The organism is Streptomyces sp. NPDC021093 (genome assembly GCF_044333135.1).
Lineage (GTDB): Bacteria > Actinomycetota > Actinomycetes > Streptomycetales > Streptomycetaceae > Streptomyces.
The window spans coordinates 208,552-226,463 of record NZ_JBIRQJ010000017.1; the positions used below are offsets into that span (position 1 = coordinate 208,552).

The window sequence follows — 17,912 nt, forward strand, 5'->3', positions numbered from 1 at the left end:
GAATCTTCAAGGGTGGGATTCGAGAGATGACCGGATAGTTTCCCGCAGGTCAGGGGCACTATGGGGGCTGCTACTTGGCGCCGTTCGGAAAACGGCCGCTGGATTCTGGCTGGACGGTGCTGAGCGGCGAGCCAGTGTTCGTGGGGCCGCACGGCTTCGCGGCTGGGGTTTTCGGCTGACTGCGATCCCGGGACGTACATGCCGTGCGGCATCTATCGCCGGCACCGAATCCGACGGCGGAGCGTGGTGCGTCAGTCGGCCGTTCCCGGCTGCACGACCCACTGGCAGCGCTGCCCGGTGATGCCGACGATCATGTCGTAGTCGGCGTCGTGGTGGAGGACGACTGCGCCGCTCAGCTCGGCAGTCGCGGCGACGAGCAGGTCCGGGAGGGACAGTGCGCGGTGGAAGCCACGCTCGATGGCGGCACGCTGAACCTCCAGGGCGCGATCGAAGACCCGGTCGTCGCCATAGAGGTAGTCGAAGCCCCGGAGCCACGCCGCGACGGCGGGGGCCTCGCTCTTTCCGCGAATGCTGTACATGAGTTCGTACTCGACGGCAGGGCAGATCGCCAGCAGTCCGCGTTCGTGGAGCGGGTCGAGGACGGCAGCGACCAGCGGCAGGTGCCAGCGGGCGAGGGCTGACTTGTCGACCAGGAACGGAGCGTCCACTCAGACCGCCCTCGTGTCCCGGTCGGGGTCGATCACCTTCGTGTTCTCGACGATCTCACCGAAGTCGAGTTCACCCGACTTGACGGCGTCGATGAACTGCTGACGGAGGCGACGCTTCACGGCATCCTCCACAGCCGCACGCACGGCGGCCGCCTTGGTCTTCGTGCCGTATATCTCCTTGGCCTGCGCGACCATCTCGTCGTCCAGGTCGATCATCGTCCGGGACATGCGCGGCTCCTCTCAGCGAAACAAAAGACACCAAACGGTAGCACTAAATGGTGTCGTTCTCGCTGGGAGCGCTGCCGCAAGGGGCGGGGCAGCTGCCAGGAACAACCAGCCGTCGACCCACCCATGCCGGTGGCTGGATCCCGGCTGGATCCGCACCGGTTCTCCGGCGTCTCCGCAGGTCAAAAATCCGGTTCCAGCGTTCCGCTTCAACGTGTGATCGGTTCGGTGACAAGGGGCCGGCTCCTTCGGGAGTCGGCCCTTCGCCGTTTCCAGCACCGGTAGGACAGTGTCCAGACCGTGCCGCTGCGGACTCCGCCGCGGACTGCGCCGTTGCCTCGGCGCGCTCCGGCGACATTGCCGAGAGAATTCCCATTCGGGCGATTTGTTGCCCTGACTCAATACGACTGGCAGAAGCGCGCGCCCATGCCCGCCTTGATTCGTTCCGTGTGTCGACAAGGATGAAAGCGCTGTATCCAGGCGGCGAATTTCCCGACATTCCATGTGCTCAGGTAATTCCGCAACAATTCTAGGGATCTGAGTTATATGGAGTGGGATGTCGTCCTTGTGCTGCTTGGTGTGGCAGCCATGGCCGGATGGATCGACGCGGTGGTCGGCGGCGGTGGTCTTCTGCAGCTGCCCGCGCTGCTCATAGGCGCCGGCCATCTGCCGGTGGCCTCCGTGCTCGGAACCAACAAACTGGCCGCGACCTTCGGCACCCTGGCCGCCGCGCTCGCCTACGGCCGCAAGCACCCGATGTCACGCAAAGTGGTGGCCGTGGGCGGCGGTGCGGCCGTGGCCGGTTCGGCGGGCGGTGCGCTGGTCGCCTCCGCCGTCTCCTCCGATTTCCTCCGTCCGGTGATCCTCGTACTGCTGGTCGGAGTGGCCGGCTTCGTACTGCTGCGCCCCAGCTTCGGGGCGGGGAAGCCCGGAACGGAGGGCCCGGACGCCTCCCGCCAGGCACCCGAGCGGCGCAGGGCCGCCCTGCTGGTGCTGCTGGCGGGCGGCGGGATCGGGTTCTACGACGGGCTGGTGGGCCCGGGAACCGGCACCTTCCTCATCGTCACCTTCACCACCGTCCTCAGCCTGGAGTTCATCCGGGCGCTGTCCACCGTGAAGATGATCAACGTCGGTACCAACCTGGGCGCGCTGCTGGTGTTCGCGTCGCAAGGGCACGTCCTGTGGCTGCTGGGCCTCGGCATGTCGGCCTTCAACGTGGCCGGCGCCCTCGTCGGAGCACGGATGACGTTGGCCCGGGGCAGTGGGTTCGTCCGGGTCGTACTGCTGGTCGTCGTCACGGTGATGATCCTGCGCCTCGGGTACGACCAGTTCGGCTGAGAGGCCAGGGGCCAGGGGCGGGGGCGGGAGCGGGGCGGGGGCGGCCCTGCGTGGCACGTCACTGCAGGGCTGCGACGGCGTCCACCGAGATCCGCCGCCCGCCCGCGAGCGTGACGACCGCCGCGCTGCGGGCGGGCGGGTCCTGCGGGAAGACCTCGGTGAACACGGTGTTGAGAGCGGCCAATTGCCCGAGGTCGGTGTAGAAGACGGTCACCTTCGCCACCAGGGCGAGGCTGCTGCCCGCGATCCGGAGCACCCGTTCCAGGTTGACGAACGCCTGGCGGCACTCGATCTCGAACGGCCCCTCCTGGACCGTGCCGGTCCGCGGGTCCACCCCCGTCTGGGCGGACACGAAGAGCAGGCCGCCCGCCCGGGTGGCCGGTGAGTACGGGCCGAGGACCGGAAGCTCCGGGCTGTTGACGGGAATCATGGTCATGCTGCCGTCGTCTCCTTCTCGCCGCGCAGTACGTCCGCCAAGAGGCCCGCGGTGACGTTGCCACCGCTGATCACAGCGACGCAGGGCAGCCCCGCGGGCAACTGGTCCTGGTGGAAGAGGAACGCCGCCGTGGCGACTGCTCCCGACGGCTCCGTGACCAGCCGGGCGCGGGAGGCGATGAAACGCATGGATGCGCGGATCTCTGCCTCGCTGACGGTGATGATGCCGTCGACGTGGGCGCGGACGTGCTGCCAGGTCAGGTCGCCGAGGGCCGGCGTGCGCAGGCCGTCGGCGAGCGTCCGGCCGGTCTGCGTGGCGGTCCATCGGCTGATCCGGCCGGTGCGCAGGCTTTCGGCCGCGTCCCCGGCGAGCTCCGGTTCCACCCCGATCACTCGGCAGGACGGGCGCAGCAGCTTCACCGCCGCGCCGATCCCCGAGATGAGCCCGCCGCCGCCCACGGGCACGAGCACCGTGAAGTCTCCCGGCAGGTCTTCGAGGATCTCCAGCCCGACGGTGCCCTGCCCCGCGATGACGCCGGGGTCGTCGTACGGCGGAACCAGGGTGTGGCCGTGGTCGGCGGCCAGTGCGAGCGCGGCGTCGCGGTAGGAGTCCGCGGGGACGGTACGGACCTCCGCGCCCAGCGCCCTGGTGGCCTCGATCTTCACCGCGGAGGCCGTCTCCGGCATGACGACGATTGCGTGGATCCCGAGGCCTCGGGCGGACAGGGCCACCGCCTGGGCGTGGTTGCCGCTGGAGTGGGTGACGACGCCGCGGGCGCGTTCCGCGTCGCTCAGCATGGCGATCCTGTTGTACGCGCCGCGGATCTTGAAGGCTCCCGTGGTCTGGAGATTCTCCGCCTTGAGCCGCAGCGGGTGTTCGCTGCCCGGGACCAGGTCCTTCACCGGGACCGGGATCAGAGGGGTGCGGACGATGGCAGAGGCTGCCGAGATGCGGGCGCGGGCGCTTTCCAACGCGGCCGGCGAGGTGAGTGACACGATGTTTCCCTAGCGATTGCTGAACAGCGATTACAGAACGCGAACCGGACGGTCGGAGAGGAAGGCGGAGACGCACTCGGCGGCGTCGGAGTAGCTCAGCTCGAAGTTGCCGCGGGTCACGTAACCGATGTGTGGTGTCAGGACCGTGTGCGGAGCCCGCAGGACGGGATCGGACGCCGGGACGGGCTCCACCGGGTGGACGTCCAGTCCCGCTCCGCCGATCCGCCCGCCGTGCAGGGCGGCGAGCAGGGCCGCCTGGTCCACGATGGGTGCGCGGGAGGTGTTGACCAGAAAGGCGGTCGGCTTCATGAGCCCGAGTTCGGCCTCGCCCACCACGGACCTGGTCCGTTCGCTGTAGCGGAGATGGATCGTGACGTAGTCCGAGCGACGGAACAGCTCTTCCTTGGAGACCACTTCGACGCCGGCCGAGGCGCCGTGTTCGGCTGTCAGATTCTGGCTCCAGGCCACGACGTCCATTCCGAACGCGGCGCCGATCGCAGCGACCTTCCGGCCCAGTTTCCCCAGGCCGACCACCCCGAGGGTGGCTCCGTCGAGGTCCAGGCCCACACCGCTCTGCCACGCACCGGCGCGGAGCCCGGTGTCCTGCCTGCCGGTGCGTTTGGCCAGTTCGAGGATGAGCGCCCAGGTCAGTTCGGCAGCCGGGTGGGGGCGCAGACGGGTGCCGCAGACCGTGATGCCGAGCAACCGCGCGGCGTCAAGGTCGATGGCGGCGTTGCTCATACCGGTGGTGATGAGCAGGCGGAGCGCGGGCAGCCGTTCGAGCACGGCCGCGGGGAACGGCGTGCGTTCGCGCATGGCGACCACGGCATCGAACGGCCGGAGCCGTTCGACGAGCGTCGAGGCGTCCGTCAGGTGATCGTGGAAGAAGGTGACTTCCGTGTGTTCCGGCAGCCCTTGCCAGCAGCGGAGTCCGGCGGCTGCCTGCTGGTAGTCGTCGATGACGGCGACGCGGAACCTGCCCGGCCCTCCTGTTGCCCCGTCCCTTCCGGGGCCCCGGAGCGGCGCCTGCTGAACCTCACTCGCTGCCAGCAGGCGCCGTTCGATGTCAGGCACTGATCGGAGCGGCGATCTGCACCCGCTTGAGGTGCCGGGCCGGGTCGTCGAACGCGTTGCGGGAGTGCAGCATCCGCCAGTTGCTCCAGACGATCATGTCGCGCTCCTGGTACTCCACGGCGACGTGGCACTCGTCGTAGATCTCCTTGCCGCGCTCCACCAGACGACGTGCGAGCTCGTCGCCCTCGGGCACGACCAGGTTGTTGTAGGAGAAGCGGAAGACCAGTTCGCCGTCGACCTCCTCCAGCACCGGGTGCTCGGCGTGGTGCTGCACTCCGCGGCGGGCGAGTCCCTCCGTCGACTTCCACTCGTAGGTGGTCTCCAGGAAGTGCCGCTTCTCGTCCTCGGTGAACTCGCGGAGGATCCGCTCGCCGTCGAGCATGGTGGTCTCGCCACCGAGTCCGGACGCGGGCTTGACGCACCACAGGGCCATGTATCGCGGAGGGGTCCCACGGAACTCGTAACCCTCGGTGTGCGGGACCAGCTGTCGACGGTTCTGTGCGTGGTAGACGTCGTCCATGTCGGCTTCCGGCTTCAGATCGCCGATCACTGTGCCGGTGGGCGTCGGCTGGAAATCACCCAGCTCTTTCAGGAACGCCACATGGTCGAAGCTCTCCGGCACATTGACGATCTGGACGTAGCCGTTATTCCCCAGCAGTTGGCGGAACGCGTACTTCAGAACGCTGTCGGGCAATGGGTCGTTGTTGACATCAGAGCAGGAAAGGACGCTGTCGGGCGACTTTGCCATGGTGACTTCCTCTGGTCCATCTCAATTTCACGGAACGGGGTTTTCCCGCCCGAGAGATCATCCTTGTCGCCAGCAACCCGCGGATCCAGGATCTAAAACGTCGCTCCTCCGACTGTCCAAATGTCGCCACCGGGACACTCTGCATGTACGGCACCAACCCGGGCCACTCGGGCATTCTCACGAGTGGTGCCGCGGACGGCGGGCGGCCTGTGTCCAGGGCCGGAGCCCGGCCTGGACACAGGCCGCGACGGACGGTCGGCACACGTCCGACGCGCACCGCTGAAGTGCGAGGCTCCGGTTCGGTTGCCCGGAGCGCCCGTGCCGGGCCCATAAACCAATGCGGCCGCTCATTTCCTGTCGAAGCGTCGGGCTTCGAGAGAATGGGCGGCCGCAGGTGTGCGTGTTACGGGTTCTGGACTCCCCAGCCGGTGTCGTGCGCCTGGGTACCGATCTCGGCCGCCGCCGTGGCCACCGAGGTGGTGGACAGTACTGCTGAGGACTGGAACTGAGCGGCTCCAGCAATCGCGAGAAGGAGACACGCACCGAGGGAAACGGTGAGCACACGACGACGGGCAGAGCGCATTAGAGCAGGCATGCGGGAAGTTCCTCATGAGTAAGGCGGCTGCCGAAGATTTAGCAACCGTACGAGTGCGTATCAATCTTCACTTGGGCGGTAGCTCGGTTCAAGGGGCGCCAGAGTGTGCACTTCCGCCAGACGCATTGCGACAAGTGGTCAAACCGGCTGCTATGCGCGGACCGCGAGGGTTTCGGCACTCTCAAGGTCCCGGTTCTTCTCCAGGAGGCCGCTGCGATGGATCAGATAGCCGGCCTGAAGGCGGCTGTTGGCCCCGAGCTCTTCCGTGATCTTGACGAGTCGCCGTTGCAGGGTGCGCATCGAGATGCCGAGCCGACGGGCCACCGCATGGTCGCTCTCTCCGCTCACCAGCAGCCGGACCAGCGTGTGGTCCATGTCCTCGGACACGGTCTGGATCTGCTCGGGATCGTGGCCGGTCGGGAACAGGTCGCCCTTCAGCCAGATGTGCTCGAACGCCTGCACCGCGAAGTCCACGACACTTCTGTCGCGGATCACCATGGCACCTTGCTGGTTGCCGACGAGTGAGACCAGGGCGACCTTCCGGTCGAAGATGATGACCCTCATCAGGTTCGCGCTCGTCGTGCGCACCTCACCGCCCAGACCTGTCAGCCGCTCGACATACGCGGCGGTCGCCTGGTGGTAGCGCGCGGGATGCTGGTAGAGGGTGCGCATCCGGATGCCCTTGCGGAGCAACCCCTCATCCCTCGCGATGGCCTCCGTCAGCTCTTCGACGTTGCGCCGGCCGCCCGGCTGGGAGGTCAGCACCTCCTCCCGGCACTCCGCCGCCAGCTGCTCGATCGTGGCCAGCACGTCACCGAGTTCGGGGAGGGCCTGCAAGGGCTGCGTGCTGTCCGCCTGGCCGTGCTCGAAGAGCGGGAGCAGCTCCAGCAGTTCGTGCCGAAGGCGCTCCACCTCCTCCATCTGGCGACGCAGTCCGTTCTCGATCGGCGTGGTGACCAGAGCCACCGCGGAGGACGGGCTGACGGCGGAGACGAGGTTCCGGGGTCCGGGCTTCGCGTTCAGCAGCCGCAGCGCCAGCAGACGGTGCACCGAGCTCTCTGCCTCCTGGCAGGAAATCCCGAGCTCGGTCGCCAGCTCGGCCACGTCTCCGTGACCGCTCTCCAGTACGCACTCGTACAACTCACGGTCCAAGTCAGTGAGGTAAGCCTCGCTGCTTCGGGCTGGTTTAGGAATGTCTAGCACGTTCTCCCCCCCCTGTCGGGATTCGGACAGTCCGATAGATGATCCCACGCCAAGATCCCTCTTCTAAGTGATCTAGGGCACGATGAATCCGGCCCTTGCGCGGAATTGAGGGGGTAAATGATCCCCGCCCGCCCTGATCTCCTTATGTACCGGTTTCGGGGACTGAAGGCCTGTGTCAACAAACCCGTCCGCACCCGGTCCGGGAAGGTCCCGCGCAACATGTCGTTCACAAATCACGAGGTCAGAGCTGTACCCGCCGGGGCCGGACCGCGGGCGCGACATGGCGTACGCATCGGGGAGTAAACGCATCGGGGAGCAGCCGACGGCCCATGCTCCAGGACGTTCCCCGACCGTCCGGACCGGTGAGAGGCATAACCGCCGCCAGGGCCGCTCTTCTTGCGCCACTTCTGAACGAGACAGGGTCCCGGAAGTCCGACGGGGCTCACCGGAAAGACTTCTGAGGGCTTGGGGGACACACGAGACGTGAGCGACAAAGACAAATCGGAACATGTAATGGAAATGGAAAGGCCGGAGCGCACCATTCGGCTGGCTCTGCGTGACACGGTGCCGGTAGCCATGGGGTACCTGCCGCTGGGAGCCGCCTACGGCCTCCTCCTGACGGATGCGGGGCTCGAATGGTACTGGGCTCCACTGTCAAGCATCTTCATTTTCGCCGGCGCCATGCAGTTCCTCTCGGTGCCGTTGCTCGCGGCAGGGATACCGCTGTTCCAGCTGGCGACGACCACGCTTGTCATCAACTTCCGCCATGTCTTCTACGGAATCTCCTTCCCGCTGAATGAACTGCACGGCACGGCACGCCGCACCTACGGAATATTCGCGCTCACCGACGAGACCTACTCGCTCATCGCCGCGAAAGCGGGACAGTCCCTTTCGGGGCGGCGCATCCATTTTATTCAGTTGTTCAGCCACTCCTGGTGGATCATCGGTTCCGCGATGGGCGCGCTCGCATCGATGGTGATCCCCAGCGGGATTGAAGGAATCGATTTCGCTCTGACTGCTCTTTTTACGGTGCTGGCCCAGGAGCACTTCTACCAGCGGAGCAACCGCAGGCCCATGCTCTACGGCGCGCTGGCGGGCATTGTCGGATTCTTTGCCGGGAACAAGAACTTCCTCAGTGTGGCCATGGCGGTTTTCGTTGTCATGGTGGCCCGCAGAGCATTTCTCGAATCCCGGCGCGCCCGGGAGGGCACTCAGAAAGAGGTCACGCCCACGGACGCCGAGGAGGTGGCACGGTGAGCGGTGGATATCTGATGGGGGCCGTAGCGGTCATGGCAGCAGTGACGTTCGCTCTGCGTGCCGCACCATTCGTGATGCTGCAACGTGTCACCGACTCGCCGGTCATGCGCACCCTGGGGACCCTGATGCCGCCCGGCGTCATGGTGATCCTGGTGCTGTACAGCGTCAGCTCGACGGAGACCGAGGTGCTGGCCGACTACTTCCCGGCGGCCGGCGCGATCGCCGTGACCGCCGCGGTCTATCACTGGAAGCGCAACGCGCTGCTCGGCATCGTCGCCGGCACCGGTGTCCACATGGCCCTGCTGCGACTTGTCGGCTGACCCCTCCGGGGTCTTCGGACGCCGTGGCGGGCGGCAGCCGGAGCCCGCCACGGCACGGCGTGTCAGCCCTGGCGGCCCGCGGTCTCGACCAGCTCGCGCAGGGCCCGTACCGGCTCCGGCCGCTCGTACACATAGAAGTGGCCACCGGGGAACACCCGGAAGGGAACATGCAGGGTGGAGGATTCCTTCCAGGAATTCATTTCCTCCAGTACGAGCGTTCCGTCATCCTTCCCGTACCAGACCTCCAACGGAATCGATGCCGCCCGACCTTCATCCGAGAAGGTGTCTGCCAGGTGGAGGTCGTGTCCGAGCAGGCTGAGTGCGAAATTCAGGAAGTCCTCGTCCTCGAACATTTCAGGCGGGCAGCCGCCAAAGGAATGGAGTGCGGCGAGCAGCTGTTCGTGGTCGCGCACCACAAAGGGTTCCTTCGGCATGGTCGCAGCATCTGCGGCGACCCGGACCGAGCGGGACGAGGAAACGACGACCCGGTGCACAAGGGCGAGCTGGTCCGGCTCAAGAGCACGTACTGCGGCATGGGCGAACAAGGCTCCGAGGCTGTGCCCGACGATGATCGTGGGCCGGTCGACGAGTGCCTTGATGTCGGGGGTCAACCGGTCCACCGCCTCTTGGAAGCTGCTGGACCGCAGGGCTTCCTCGCCGGGCTCACGTCCGGCGAGCTCAAAGAGAACGATGTCACAGGAATTCTGCAGTCTGTGGGCCACCGGAAGGAAAGAGGAAGCCGACCCTCCGGCGTGATGGAAGGCGATGAGCCGAACCGGCGCACCACTGTTTCCCGTACGTATGTAAGTCTCTGGCATGAATTTCTTCCCAGTGCTCTGGTGTGCGTCGACAGATTTGCTTTCTAGCGGATCTCTCCTCGTTAATCAAGCAATCATCGCGAACTCCGCCGTTAATTAATGGAAAATGCGAGGCTCATATGACTCTGTTGGAAATCTTCCGAGAGGCGGTGCGCAGCCGCCCGGAGAGCGTCGCGGTCCGCGACGAGACCACCGCTCTCAGCTACGCGGATCTCGACGCCCGCTCCGACTCATTCGCTCAGGCGCTGTGCGACCGGGGCATAGGCCGCGAGGACCGCGTCGCCTACTGCCTGGAGCGCGGAGTGCAGGTCTACGCGGTGCTCCTGGGCATCCTCAAGGCCGGTGCCGCCTACGTGCCGGTGGACACCCGCTATCCGGACGCCCGCCGGGACCTGATGGTGGCGGCGAGCCGCCCCTCACTGGTGGTCACCGAGCCCGGCTGGGCCGGACGCTTCGGCTCTTCCGGGGCCGAGGACCTGGACGTCCTGGAGTTCGACCTCGACGACTGCACCAAGCCGCCGCGCGCGGAACTGCCCGTGGCCGCCGAGGAGGACGCGGCTGCCGTCCTGTTCACTTCGGGCTCGTCCGGCACGCCCAAGGCGGTCGTCCTCGAACACGGCAACCTGGTCCACTTCGCCCGCAACTCCGCGCTGCCGGAGCTCACTTCGCAGGACCGCGTCGGCGCCGTCTCCAGCCTCTCCTTCGACGCCTTCCACTGGGAGACCTGGTGCGGCTTCGCCGGCGGCGCCGAGATCGTCGTCCTGCCGACCATGCCCGACCTGCTGACCCGTGACCTCAAGCGTGAGCTGCGCCGCCGACGGATCACGGCCATGCTCGTGCCGACGATGGCCGTCAATCACGTGGTGCGCGAGGACCGTGAGGCCTTCGCCGACCTGCGCGTACTGTGCACCGGCGGCGACGTGGTGCTCGCCTCCGCCTGCCGGGAACTGCTCGCGGGCAGCTTCTCCGGCCGGCTCTACAACCTCTACGGGCCGACCGAGGGCACCACCGCCTGCACCGCCCACCACGTCGCCCACGTCGCCGCCGACGCCGACTCCGTGCCCATCGGCCGCGCCCTGGACGGCAGTCCCCTCTACGTCCTGGACGCCGGCCGCGCGCCCGTCGCCGACGGCGGGTCCGGCGAGCTGTACATCGGCGGCCCGGGTGTGGCCCGCGGCTACCTCGGCCGCCCTGACCTGACCGACGAGAAGTTCCACCAGGACCCGTTCGCCGCGGACGGCGGGCGCATGTACGCCACAGGCGACGTCGTACGCCGCGGCGCCGACGGCGTCATCTCCTACCTGGGCCGCGCCGACGACCAGGTCAAGATCCGCGGCTACCGCGTCGAGCCCCGCGAGGTCGAACGCGCCCTCACCCGCTGCGCCGGGGTCCGGGACGTCGCCGTGCTCCCCGTCGGCTCCGGCAGCGACAAGCACCTCGTCGCGCTCGTGGTCAACGACGACTCGCTGCCCCTGAACGAGCTGCGCGCGTACGCCGAGCGGGAGATGCCGGACTTCATGGTCCCCAGCTCCATCACCCGGGTGTCCGAGATCCCGGCGGACTCGCACGGCAAGCGTGACCTCGCCCAGCTGCGCGAGGTCGCCGAGGAGAGCTCGCGGCGCAGCGTCGACCACGTACCGCCGCGCGACGAGACCGAGCACTACCTCGCCCGGCTGTGGATCGAGCTGCTCGCCGTCGAACAGGTCGGCGCCACCGACGAGTTCTTCGCCCTCGGTGGCAACTCGTTGCTCTCCTTCCGCATGCTGCGCCGCCTCACCCGTGAGCTGAACGTCCAGGTCAGCGCCCGAGAGGTGCTCGCGACCAGCCGCCTCGAAGACCTCGCCCGGCTGATCCGGGACCGTAAGGAGACCCAGCGCGCATGACCTCCCCGACCGCAGTGCAGATCGATCTGACGGACCCGGACCGGTTCGTGGCACAGCAGCACTACGAGATGTTCTCCTGGCTCAGGGACAACGACCCGGTCCACTGGCACGCCACCCCCGACGGCGGTGGCTTCTGGGTGCTCACCACCTACGAGGACGTCGCAGCCGCCTATCTCAACCACACGGACCTCAGCTCCGAGGCGGGCCCCATGCTGGGCGGCTCGCTCTACAGCGACAGCGACCCCTCGGCCGGACAGATGCTGGTGTCCACCGATCCGCCGCGCCACCGGATGCTCCGCCAGCAGCTGCACCAGACGTTCGCCCAGCACGTCATCAAGCGGGTCGCCCGCCAGGTCGAAGAGCTCGTGGACACCGCCGTCGAGCGGGCACTCGCCGACGGCGGCTGCGACTTCTCCACCGACATCGCCGAGGAACTCCCCGCCGGGGCCCTGATGGTGATGATGGGGATCTCACGCACCCGGGCCCAAGAGCTGATCGACCTGACCCGCAGCATGATCGGCTATCGGGACCCGCTGCTGGTCACCGACACGGAGGACGACGAACGGCTGCGGCTGGCCGTCATCCAGGCGGAGATCTTCGACTTCTGCGCCGATCTGCTGCGCGAGAAGCGCAAGAATCCCGGTGACGACCTGGTCAGCCAGCTCCTGCGGGCCGAACTCAACGGCCGCCCGTGGACCGAGAACGAGATCCTCTTCAACTGCATGAACGTCGCGGTCGGCGGCGACGAGACCTCTTCCTACACCGCCTGCGCCGGCACGTTGGCCCTCGACGAGCACCCCGACCAGCTCGAACGGCTGCGTACTGAACCGGAATTGCTGGACAGCGCCCTCAACGAGATGCTGCGCTGGAACTCCACCAACCTCTACGTCCACCGGGTCGCCCTGCGCGACACGGTCATCCAGGACAAGGAGGTCCGGCGCGGCCAGTCGGTCACGCTGTGGAACGTCTCCGCCAACCGCGACCCCGCACAGTTCCGAGAACCGGAGACCTTCGACATCACCCGCAGCCCCAACAAGCACATGTCGTACGGCATCGGCATCCACCGGTGCATCGGCGCCATGCTCGCCCACACCGAACTGACCGTGCTCTTCCGCAAGTTGCTCGCCCCCGACCTGCGGATCGCGGTCGCCGGGCCGCCGCGCCGGCTCCGGTCGAACTTCATCCAGGGCATCACCAGGCTCCCGGTGGTGCTGACCCGGTGCTGACCCGATGCTGACCCGGTACTCCCGAAGGGCTGTCGGGCGTTTGCACAGCGACCCCCTTGCGCGTTTCTGATCGCAACGCAGCGGAGGCCAACTCTCCCTATTTGCTGGGGGTTTGCTCACCGCAAAACTGTTGCTTACGTGACGGTTGGGCTTAGGGTCGAAGTGATCGAACACTCGATCCCATGCAACGGAGGACCACGTACTGTGAAGCTTTCACGTTCCCTCTCCGCCCTCGCGCTCGGCGCGGCCCTCGCGCTCGGCGCCGCAGGTGCCGCCACCGCCGCACCCGTCCAGGAGCCCGGTTGGGGTGTCGCGCCTCAGGGTCAGGAGCCGGGTTGGGGCGTCGCACCTCAGGGTCAGGAGCCCGGCTGGGGCGTCGCACCCGCCGACGAGCCCGGCTGGGGATAACAGCCGTCACCAGCGGGGCGGGGGCGGGGCAGGAAGCCGTGGGTCGGGGGCTCATCGGCGCGGATCCGGCCCCGCCCCCACCCCTTTCCCTTTCCCTTTCCCCTCCCCCTTCTTCTCCTTCTCCCTCTTCTCCACCGGCCGGCCGTCCTTCGTACAGCCGAGCCCTCGCCCCGTGCCGTGTGTCGGTGCGATGCGGATCGTCTCCAGCGGAACCTTGAGCGACGCCTCTCCCTGCGGGTCCCAGAGGGCCGCCGCACCGCCCGTGTCACCCAGTAGTACGTAGGCCCGTGAGGGTAGTAACTCGCCGCCCACGAGCGGGAGTTGAGTGACCTGCTCCAGGGGGTGGACACAGAACCAGCCGGGCTCGATTCCGTAGTATCCGGCGGGCTGGCCGCCTTCGGCGAGGGTCGTGGAGCTGTCCTCGGCGGCCAGCTCCGCGTCCCGGTAGACGTTCCACGGGCCCACCGCGAACGACACCAGCGCGAAGGCCGCCAGCATTCCCTTGCTGACCACGCGCGCCGGGGCGTACCGGCCCTGCATCTCCCGGGCGTACCCCCAGAGCGCCGCGGCGACCAGCCACACGCTCATCGTCGCGACGACGGCGAGGGTGGCGGAGAGCTGCCACAGACCGGGGATCTCGACGTCCTCCAGGTCGAAGCCGAACTCCCCCAGGTACGGCGAGTGCACCAGCATCGACAGGCCGGGGAACAGCCCCAGCAGGAAGGGCAGCAGCACCGGCAGCAGCCAGGGCACCCAGCTCTGCCACGTCCATCTGCGGACCAGCAGCAGCACCCCGAGGAACACCGTCCCCCCGGAGAGCATCCAGCCGAACAGTTCAGCACCGCGCAGCGGTATGAAGAAGTATCCGGCGAAGGTGAACAGCCCCCAGGTACCGGTGGCGAGCACATAGGAGTGGGGCCAGGACCTGCGCAGCCCGCGCACGAAGCACACGTTCAGGGACACCAGCGTGAACAGCGCCAGGACGAACCCCAGGTCCGTGACGACCCGTGCGGCGAACACTCCGTCCACCGGCAGGCAGTCCGTCCCGCGCCGCGGGCAGTTCAGGTCGTAGAGCCGGGCCCCGAAGACCATCGCCAGCAGCCCGAGGGGCAGCACAAGACCCAGCGCCCGCGCCTTGCGGTTCGCGTCCTCCGGAGAGAGCCGGCCCAGGTCCCGCACCCGTACGCTGCCGGGCGCGGCGGCCGGTACGCCCGGCAGTGCCCGCCGGGCGAGCCGCAGCGCATCCTGCTCGGACGCGGCGGTGACCAGCCGTCCCGCCCAGTTGTCGTCACTGTCGACCCAGCCGCTGCGGGCCCACCGGCGGCGCCCGTTCCGCAACCGGCCGCGCACCCGTTCCCCGAGGGGCAGGGAGGGGTCGACGGGCTCGGGCTCCGGAAGTTCCTTCAGTACGTCCCAGCTGGTCATGCCCGCGCCGGCCGGCGGCTGCACGAGCGCCGCCACTCTCACCTGCGCCGCGATGCCCAACTCCGCACAGGTGAAGTGGACTTGCTCGACGACATCGTCCACGGCCGGTCGGCGCAACCAGTACATGCTGCGCACCCGGGCCTCGACGACGTACCGCCCGCGGACGACACGGCCGCGACCCGGGCCCGTCTCCCCCGCATGACTTTCCAGCACCGCCCAGCCGAGCTGATCACTCAGCGAAACGAACAGTGCGTGATCGACGGACGTGCCGGTCAGGTCCACGAGGAGGACGATGCGCTGGTTGAACCTCGGACTCCGCGTCATGGCCCCACGATGGCCCACGTACCTCCGGGAAGTCCCCGCTCTGCCCGAAGTTCCGACTCCGTGGTGCAAATGTGAGCCTTGCCACGATCACCCACCGTTAGTTGAACTTTAACCTAAAGCCGTTCTACGGTGGCCGCATCGCTTGATCCCCCGTTTGTTTGGAAGGCACGACGCATGTCCCTCGTTCTTGACCCCGCCGCCCAGGACCTCCTCTTCCGCGAGGCCCGTACCGCCAACACGTTCACCGACGAGCCGGTGACCGAGGAGCAGGTCCAGGCGATCTACGACCTGGTCAAGTACGGCCCGACCGCGTTCAACCAGTCGCCGCTGCGCGTCACCCTGGTCCGCTCCCCCGAGGCCCGTGAGCGCCTGGTCGGCCTGATGGCCGAGGGCAACCAGCCGAAGACCGCCAAGGCCCCGCTGGTCGCGATCCTGTCCGCCGACAACGAGTTCCACGAGGAGCTCCCGGCGCTGTTCCCGCACTTCCCGCAGGCCAAGGACGCCTTCTTCTCCGAGCGCCCGGTCCGTGAGCAGGCCGCCCTGCTGAACGGCGCCCTGCAGGCCGGTTACTTCCTGGTCGGCGTCCGCGCCGCCGGTCTGTCCGCGGGCCCGATGACCGGCTTCGACTTCGCCGCCGTCCAGAAGGAGTTCCTGGACGACGACCACACCCCGCTGATGATCGTCAACATCGGCAAGCCGGGCGAGGACGCCTGGTTCCCGCGCTCCCCGCGGCTGACCTACGACGAGGTCCTCACCACCGTCTGAGCCCGGCGCCGGCCGAGTCGGCCGAGCCCGCCGAGCCAGTGGGAAGGGGCCGCCGCACCGATCAGGTGCGGCGGCCCCTTCCGCATGCCCGTGCCTTGTCCGTGCCTACGACTGCTTCGGCTGCGGGGTCTGCGAAGGCTGCGGAGTCTGCGGGGTCTGCGAAGCCCCCGGCGTCTGCTTCGGCTGCGGCTGCTTCGCCTTCAGCGCCGCCGCCATCTCCGCGAGGCGCTCGTCGGTGGCCGTGCCCATCACGACGGTGGTGGCGCCCTTGTCGGTGCGGACCAGGGCGTCGTACTTCTCGCCCTCCCAGACCTGCCAGGTCCGGCCGCCGACCTCCCGCGTCCTCCCGGTGTCCTTCGCGGAGAGCGTGACCTTCGGGACGTACTTCGCGGGGTCGTTCGTCGACTGCTCGACCGCGACGTACTCCTTCTGCGGGTCGAGGTAGCCGAGGTGCCAGGCCCTGCCCTCGTCCTTCCGGTACGTCACCGAGGTGGGCCGCCACTCCTTCGGCAGGCCCTGCGGGACGAGTACCGGATAGGGCGCGGACCGCTGAGCCAGGCTGAGCTCGACCCGGTAGTCGACCGTCTTGAGCGGCTCGGCCTCCTCGTCGTGCGGGATGACCGTGTAGACGAGGGCGACGACGCCTCCGATGACCGCCATCGAGAGCACCATGTCCCGGATCTTCTGATTTCCACGCTTCGCTGCTGCCACGTCCTCCATGGTCCCTCATGGGGGTGTCCCGCCCGCCTCAGGGGCCGGGTGTGCACGGGGCGCGAGCGCCGGACGTAACCGATATGCCGCTCATACGTGCACCCCCTCTGCTCATTTTGTCGATGTACGGATAGAGTTCGGAGGACCGTCCCCTTCCCGGTTTCCGGGTTTCCCGGTACCTCATCTCCCGGCCGTCGCCGCCGTAGCCGTACAGAAAGGTCCGCACCCGATGACCGAGCACCAGCTCCCGTCGCCGCTCGAAGTTCCTGCCGAGGCCCCCGACCGCAACCTGGCCCTTGAGCTCGTTCGCGTCACGGAGGCCGCTGCCATGGCCGCCGGCCGCTGGGTCGGCCGCGGCGACAAGAACGGCGCCGACGGCGCGGCGGTCAACGCCATGCGCACCCTCGTCTCGACCGTGTCGATGAACGGCGTCGTCGTCATCGGCGAGGGCGAGAAGGACGAAGCCCCGATGCTCTACAACGGGGAGCGGATCGGCGACGGCACCGGCGCCGAGGTCGACATCGCGGTCGACCCGATCGACGGCACCACGCTGAACGCCAAGGGCATGCCCAACGCGATCGCGGTGCTCGCGGCCGCCGACCGCGGGACGATGTTCGACCCGTCGGCCGTCTTCTACATGGACAAGCTGGTGACCGGACCCGAGGCCGCCGACTTCGTCGACATCAACGCCCCGGTCTCGGTGAACATCCGCCGGGTCGCCAAGGCCAAGAACTCCACCCCCGAGGACGTCACGGTGATGATCCTCGACCGTCCCCGCCACGAGGGGATAGTGAAGGAGATCCGGGAGACCGGCGCCCGCATCAAGTTCATCTCGGACGGCGACGTCGCCGGTTCGATCATGGCGGTACGGGAAGGCACCGGCGTCGACCTGCTGATGGGCGTCGGCGGCACCCCCGAGGGCATCATCAGCGCCTGTGCGATCAAGTGCCTGGGCGGCACCATCCAGGGCAAGCTGTGGCCCAAGGACGACACGGAGCGCCAGCGCGCCCTGGACGCGGGCCACGACCTGGACCGCGTACTGCACACCAACGACCTGGTCAGCGGCGAGAACGTGTTCTTCGTCGCCACCGGCATCACCGACGGCGAGCTGCTGCGCGGCGTCCGCTACCGCTCGGCGACCGCCACCACGCAGTCCCTGGTGATGCGCTCGAAGTCGGGCACGATCCGCCAGATCGACTCCGTGCACCGCCTGTCGAAGCTGCGCGCGTACAGCGCGATCGACTTCGACCGCGCGAAGTAGCGGACAGACCCAGGAAGCAAGTAGCAGGCACGCCCCGGAAAGCGACCCGGGAAGCGACCTCGGAAGCGACCTCAGAAGCAGCGAGTACGACCGAGGGGTGGGGCCCCCGCGCCGGGGGGGGCCCCCCCCCGGGGGCCCCCCGGGGGGGGGGGGGGCGCCCGCGGGGGGGGGGGCCCCCCCCCCGGGCCGCCCGCCGGGGCATCTCGGGGCGGCGGCGCCGGGCCGGGGCCCC

General features: G+C 68.1%; 18 protein-coding genes. 8 read left to right on the plus strand and 10 right to left on the minus strand.

The genetic code is table 11. The features are described 5' to 3' along the window. Positions 1-251: 251 nt before the first annotated feature. A complete protein-coding gene (locus ACH4SP_RS39525) occupies positions 252-668 on the minus strand; it encodes a PIN domain nuclease (protein WP_398422786.1) in 417 nt (138 codons plus the stop codon). Beyond that, positions 669-896 carry a type II toxin-antitoxin system VapB family antitoxin gene (locus ACH4SP_RS39530; protein WP_398422788.1) on the minus strand — a complete coding sequence of 76 codons (228 nt, stop codon included), beginning with the start codon at positions 894-896 and terminating at the stop codon, positions 669-671. A 543-nt stretch (positions 897-1,439) separates the two neighbouring features. Between ACH4SP_RS39530 and ACH4SP_RS39535 the strand changes: the two genes are divergently transcribed. Beyond that, on the plus strand, positions 1,440-2,231 hold the full coding sequence (locus tag ACH4SP_RS39535) for a TSUP family transporter (protein ID WP_398422790.1): 792 nt from the start codon (positions 1,440-1,442) through the stop codon (positions 2,229-2,231). Between the two features lie 58 nt (positions 2,232-2,289). Here ACH4SP_RS39535 and ACH4SP_RS39540 read toward each other — a convergent pair whose 3' ends face one another. The 5 genes from ACH4SP_RS39540 to ACH4SP_RS39560 form a co-directional block, all read right to left on the minus strand. Continuing rightward, on the minus strand, positions 2,290-2,667 hold the full coding sequence (locus ACH4SP_RS39540) for a RidA family protein (protein WP_398422792.1): 378 nt from the start codon (positions 2,665-2,667) through the stop codon (positions 2,290-2,292). Next, positions 2,664-3,662 carry a threonine/serine dehydratase gene (locus ACH4SP_RS39545; RefSeq protein WP_398422795.1) on the minus strand — a complete coding sequence of 333 codons (999 nt, stop codon included), beginning with the start codon at positions 3,660-3,662 and terminating at the stop codon, positions 2,664-2,666. Before ACH4SP_RS39545 ends, ACH4SP_RS39540 begins: the two co-directional genes overlap by 4 nt. 30 nt (positions 3,663-3,692) lie before the next feature. Next, a complete protein-coding gene (locus tag ACH4SP_RS39550; protein ID WP_398422853.1) occupies positions 3,693-4,622 on the minus strand; it encodes a D-2-hydroxyacid dehydrogenase family protein in 930 nt (309 codons plus the stop codon). Positions 4,623-4,728: 106 nt separating this feature from the next. Then, entirely contained in the window at positions 4,729-5,484 is a 756-nt protein-coding gene (locus ACH4SP_RS39555; RefSeq protein ID WP_398422796.1) for a TauD/TfdA family dioxygenase, read from the minus strand. Positions 5,485-6,229: 745 nt separating this feature from the next. Beyond that, a complete protein-coding gene (locus tag ACH4SP_RS39560; RefSeq protein ID WP_398422798.1) occupies positions 6,230-7,231 on the minus strand; it encodes a helix-turn-helix transcriptional regulator in 1,002 nt (333 codons plus the stop codon). Between the two features lie 534 nt (positions 7,232-7,765). On the opposite strand from ACH4SP_RS39560, the gene ACH4SP_RS39565 reads away from it, so the two are divergent. Together ACH4SP_RS39565 and ACH4SP_RS39570 are read left to right on the plus strand one after the other, a co-directional pair. Next, the gene (locus ACH4SP_RS39565) at positions 7,766-8,539 is read left to right on the plus strand and encodes an AzlC family ABC transporter permease (protein ID WP_398422800.1); all 774 of its coding nucleotides are present in this window, start codon (positions 7,766-7,768) and stop codon (positions 8,537-8,539) included. After that, a complete protein-coding gene (locus ACH4SP_RS39570; RefSeq protein WP_398422802.1) occupies positions 8,536-8,859 on the plus strand; it encodes a branched-chain amino acid transporter permease in 324 nt (107 codons plus the stop codon). Before ACH4SP_RS39565 ends, ACH4SP_RS39570 begins: the two co-directional genes overlap by 4 nt. 62 nt (positions 8,860-8,921) lie before the next feature. Here the strand turns inward: ACH4SP_RS39570 and ACH4SP_RS39575 are convergent, their stop codons facing one another. Further along, complete coding sequence (locus ACH4SP_RS39575) at positions 8,922-9,677, minus strand: thioesterase II family protein (protein ID WP_398422803.1); 756 nt, start codon at positions 9,675-9,677, stop codon at positions 8,922-8,924. A gap of 119 nt (positions 9,678-9,796) precedes the next feature. Here ACH4SP_RS39575 and ACH4SP_RS39580 point away from each other — a divergent pair, with 119 nt between their 5' ends. From ACH4SP_RS39580 to ACH4SP_RS39590, 3 genes are all read left to right on the plus strand, one after another. Beyond that, complete coding sequence (locus ACH4SP_RS39580; protein ID WP_398422805.1) at positions 9,797-11,560, plus strand: amino acid adenylation domain-containing protein; 1,764 nt, start codon at positions 9,797-9,799, stop codon at positions 11,558-11,560. Further along, positions 11,557-12,786, plus strand: coding sequence for a cytochrome P450 (locus ACH4SP_RS39585; RefSeq protein ID WP_398422807.1), 1,230 nt, complete (start codon positions 11,557-11,559; stop codon positions 12,784-12,786). Before ACH4SP_RS39580 ends, ACH4SP_RS39585 begins: the two co-directional genes overlap by 4 nt. A gap of 204 nt (positions 12,787-12,990) precedes the next feature. After that, positions 12,991-13,194, plus strand: coding sequence for a hypothetical protein (locus tag ACH4SP_RS39590; protein ID WP_398422809.1), 204 nt, complete (start codon positions 12,991-12,993; stop codon positions 13,192-13,194). Positions 13,195-13,245: 51 nt separating this feature from the next. Here ACH4SP_RS39590 and ACH4SP_RS39595 read toward each other — a convergent pair whose 3' ends face one another. Further along, positions 13,246-14,943, minus strand: a complete 1,698-nt coding sequence (locus ACH4SP_RS39595) for a hypothetical protein (protein WP_398422811.1) — start codon at positions 14,941-14,943, stop codon at positions 13,246-13,248. Positions 14,944-15,117: 174 nt separating this feature from the next. On the opposite strand from ACH4SP_RS39595, the gene ACH4SP_RS39600 reads away from it, so the two are divergent. After that, positions 15,118-15,708, plus strand: coding sequence for a malonic semialdehyde reductase (locus tag ACH4SP_RS39600; protein ID WP_398422813.1), 591 nt, complete (start codon positions 15,118-15,120; stop codon positions 15,706-15,708). Between the two features lie 105 nt (positions 15,709-15,813). On the opposite strand, the gene ACH4SP_RS39605 is transcribed toward ACH4SP_RS39600, so the two are convergent. After that, positions 15,814-16,428 (minus strand): DUF4245 domain-containing protein, encoded by a 615-nt coding sequence (locus ACH4SP_RS39605; RefSeq protein ID WP_398422815.1) that lies wholly within the window; start codon positions 16,426-16,428, stop codon positions 15,814-15,816. Between the two features lie 220 nt (positions 16,429-16,648). Here ACH4SP_RS39605 and glpX point away from each other — a divergent pair, with 220 nt between their 5' ends. After that, on the plus strand, positions 16,649-17,680 hold the full coding sequence (gene glpX, locus ACH4SP_RS39610) for a class II fructose-bisphosphatase (protein ID WP_398422817.1): 1,032 nt from the start codon (positions 16,649-16,651) through the stop codon (positions 17,678-17,680). The last annotated feature ends 232 nt before the right edge of the window (positions 17,681-17,912 follow it).

What these genes read in the sequence shown, in the direction of transcription:
- ACH4SP_RS39530 (WP_398422788.1), bottom strand. Translation starts at nt 896, where the DNA reads ATGTCCCGGACGATGATCGACCTGGACGACGAGATGGTCGCGCAGGCC.
- ACH4SP_RS39535 (WP_398422790.1), top strand. Translation starts at nt 1,440, where the DNA reads ATGGAGTGGGATGTCGTCCTTGTGCTGCTTGGTGTGGCAGCCATGGCC.
- ACH4SP_RS39540 (WP_398422792.1), bottom strand. Translation starts at nt 2,667, where the DNA reads ATGACCATGATTCCCGTCAACAGCCCGGAGCTTCCGGTCCTCGGCCCG.
- ACH4SP_RS39555 (WP_398422796.1), bottom strand. Translation starts at nt 5,484, where the DNA reads ATGGCAAAGTCGCCCGACAGCGTCCTTTCCTGCTCTGATGTCAACAAC.
- ACH4SP_RS39575 (WP_398422803.1), bottom strand. Translation starts at nt 9,677, where the DNA reads ATGCCAGAGACTTACATACGTACGGGAAACAGTGGTGCGCCGGTTCGG.
- ACH4SP_RS39580 (WP_398422805.1), top strand. Translation starts at nt 9,797, where the DNA reads ATGACTCTGTTGGAAATCTTCCGAGAGGCGGTGCGCAGCCGCCCGGAG.
- ACH4SP_RS39585 (WP_398422807.1), top strand. Translation starts at nt 11,557, where the DNA reads ATGACCTCCCCGACCGCAGTGCAGATCGATCTGACGGACCCGGACCGG.
- ACH4SP_RS39595 (WP_398422811.1), bottom strand. Translation starts at nt 14,943, where the DNA reads ATGACGCGGAGTCCGAGGTTCAACCAGCGCATCGTCCTCCTCGTGGAC.
- ACH4SP_RS39600 (WP_398422813.1), top strand. Translation starts at nt 15,118, where the DNA reads ATGTCCCTCGTTCTTGACCCCGCCGCCCAGGACCTCCTCTTCCGCGAG.
- ACH4SP_RS39605 (WP_398422815.1), bottom strand. Translation starts at nt 16,428, where the DNA reads ATGGAGGACGTGGCAGCAGCGAAGCGTGGAAATCAGAAGATCCGGGAC.
- glpX (WP_398422817.1), top strand. Translation starts at nt 16,649, where the DNA reads ATGACCGAGCACCAGCTCCCGTCGCCGCTCGAAGTTCCTGCCGAGGCC.